Annotated in this window: 2 protein-coding genes; both read right to left on the bottom strand. The window is 66.8% G+C overall.

The features are described 5' to 3' along the window. Positions 1-6 precede the first annotated feature (6 nt). Entirely contained in the window at positions 7-999 is a 993-nt protein-coding gene (locus ACZ7L9_RS38005; RefSeq protein WP_471422087.1) for a VOC family protein, read from the bottom strand. 125 nt (positions 1,000-1,124) lie between these two features. Then, positions 1,125-2,363, bottom strand: a complete 1,239-nt coding sequence (locus tag ACZ7L9_RS38000) for an IS701 family transposase (protein WP_471422088.1) — start codon at positions 2,361-2,363, stop codon at positions 1,125-1,127. Positions 2,364-2,506: the final 143 nt, after the last annotated feature.

Raw genomic sequence — 2,506 nt, 5'->3', positions numbered from 1 at the left:
TGATCTTCAAGTTTGAAGGGCGGCTTGGCGGAAGATGACAGCGCTGCCGAGCGCGGCATCGGCCGGTACGAAGATGTCGCCGGAGGGTGTCTCGCGTGGCGGGAGTCCGTTGCGGTGCAGGAGGTCGCGGGTGAGAGAGAGGTCGCGGACGGCGACGGTGTAGCCGGCGAGCGCCGGGAACGCGGTCGGCCGCTCACCTGGCAGAAGGGCTGCGAGGCCGGAGGCGGGTACGAGTGTCAGGGCGGCACCGTTGAGGTCAAGGACGTGGGCAGGTCCCTGCGGCCGTGCCGACTGGCCGAGGTAGGTGGCGTACCGGTGCTGGACCGTGGCCAGTTCCTGGTCGGCGACGCAGAGCACGGCCTCGACGAGATCGACGGCGCCGTTGGGGTGGTCGCGGTGCCGGGCACCTTGGATGTCCGGGTCCAAGTCGGCGACGATGCCGACCCGTCCCTCTGCCACCGAGCCCGGCCTGGCGCCGGGCTCATCGCTATCGATCTCCAGGTAGCGGACGGTCTCCACCGGGGTTCCCGCGCCCGGCGGCGCCGCGCGGCGCACAGTGTTCACCCCGCCATGGCGCACACCGGCGGCCGTCAGTCGCGCGGCCGCGGCGTCAATGTCGGCTGACGAAAACATGAGGATGTGCAGCCCCTCGAAGCGATTCAGGAACGCCGCCATGTTGGCGCTGGTCTCGTTGATCCGTTCCACTAGCTGGGACAGCAGTTCGGTCGGCGCCTGCAGGGGCACGAGGTGTGCGTCGGCGGGCAGGCCGTCGGTGTCACTGTCCTTCACGCAGGTCACGAGTTCGAGGAAAGAGCGTGGGAAGTCGGCGTGAGTGTTCGCAGCGCCGAAGGGCTTGGGCGCAGCGCCCTCATGGAGGGGAATCGCGGGACAACTGGGCGGTGGTACGACGAAGCCCAACCGCTCGTAGAGGGTGATCGCCTGTGCCATGTCGTTGACAACGTGGCCTATGTGATGGAGACGTGCGATGTCCTGTCCCATAGCCGTCACAGTAAGGGATACCTAACTCGCTCTCAAATATATTCACATAACGGAGCGGTTTGGTGCCTACGGAGCACGTCAACGACACGCGGGTTCGGTGTCGTACCAGTGGCCGCGGCGTCCCTCTACGCGTTTTGGGCCGTTTGTCGTCGGTAGTGGCCGTCGCGTGCGCGGGCTTGGTGTCGCCGTCGCCAGTACGACCAGCGGAGCCGGTGGGCTGCGTTGTGGACGGGCTGGACAGCCAGGTTGGTGAACAGGTGCTGGATCTCGTTGCAGGTCAGTGGGATCAGACTGTCCGGGGTGGGATGGCGGGTGCGTTCATGCGCGGTGGTGACGACGAGGAAGGCGTGCGCGAGCATGGCGAGGGTGACCCAGCGGTGCCAAAAGGTCCACCGTCTGACCTGGTGTTCGTCCAGTCCGGCCAGGCCCTTTCCGGATTGGAATGTTTCTTCGACCGTCCACCTTGATCCGGCGACCCGCACCAGTGTGGTCAATGGCACTGGCGTGGGTGAGTAGCAGCGGTAGAAGGCGAGTTCACCAGTGCGGCGGTTGCGGCGCACCAGCAGCTGGTGGTGACCAGGCTCAGTGTTGGTGAGGTCGGCTACCGCCCAGTCGTAGAAGCGCAGTCCTTTGGCCCCGGCGCCTGCGGAGCGTTGCTGCCAGGCGCGTTGGGGAAGCTTCCTGGCCAGGGTGTCTGCCCGGAACTTCCCGGCTGGGGTGGGTACTTGGTGGTCGCAGGCGACGGCGAGGACGTAGCCGGTCCGGCGGGCTTCAAGAGCGGCGCGCAGGAGCGGGTTGGCGCCGTAGACCTCATCGGCGGCGACCCAGGCCGCACGGATGCCAGCATCCAGGGCACGCGCAATCATTGTGGTGGCCAGGGCCGGTTTGGTGGCGAAGGCCACCTCGTCGGGAATCCCGGCCGCTCGGCACCGGTCCGGATCCTGGCTCCACGAGCGCGGGACGTACAACTCCCGGTCGATAGCCGCGTGTCCCAGGGCGGTGGCGTAGACGAGGTAGACAGCGACCTGGGAGTTCTCAATCCGGCCCGCGGTGCCGGTGTATTGGCGCTGCACACCCACCGTATGGGTGCCTTTCTTCAGATCGCCGGTCTCATCGACGACCAGCACTGCGTCGGTGTCCCCGAGGTGCTCCACGACGTAGTCGCGCACATCGTCTCGGACGGCATCGGCGTCCCATTTGGCCCGTGCCAGCAGGTGCTGAAGGCCGTCCGGGGTGGCATGTCCGGCATGCTCGGCTATAGTCCAGCAGTTCTTCCGCGGCAGGCCAGACAGCAACCCCAAGACGAGGGACCGTGCTCGGCGTCGCGGTTCGGACCGTGTGAACCGGCCCGCGATCCGCCCCATCAGGCCCTCGAACATCTCCAGCCAGTGGGCGGGGTCTACGCTATGGCCTGCGGCCACCACCTGATCTTCGTTTGTCCACACACCAACCGATGATCACGGGTGGCCGTACCCATCTCAGCACCACCCCTGACCAGCCAGATCGC

Source organism: Streptomyces sp. NPDC111516 (assembly GCF_055635345.1).
The sequence above is the reverse complement of the archived record's forward strand: the minus strand, read 5'-3'. Positions and strand labels throughout refer to the sequence as shown.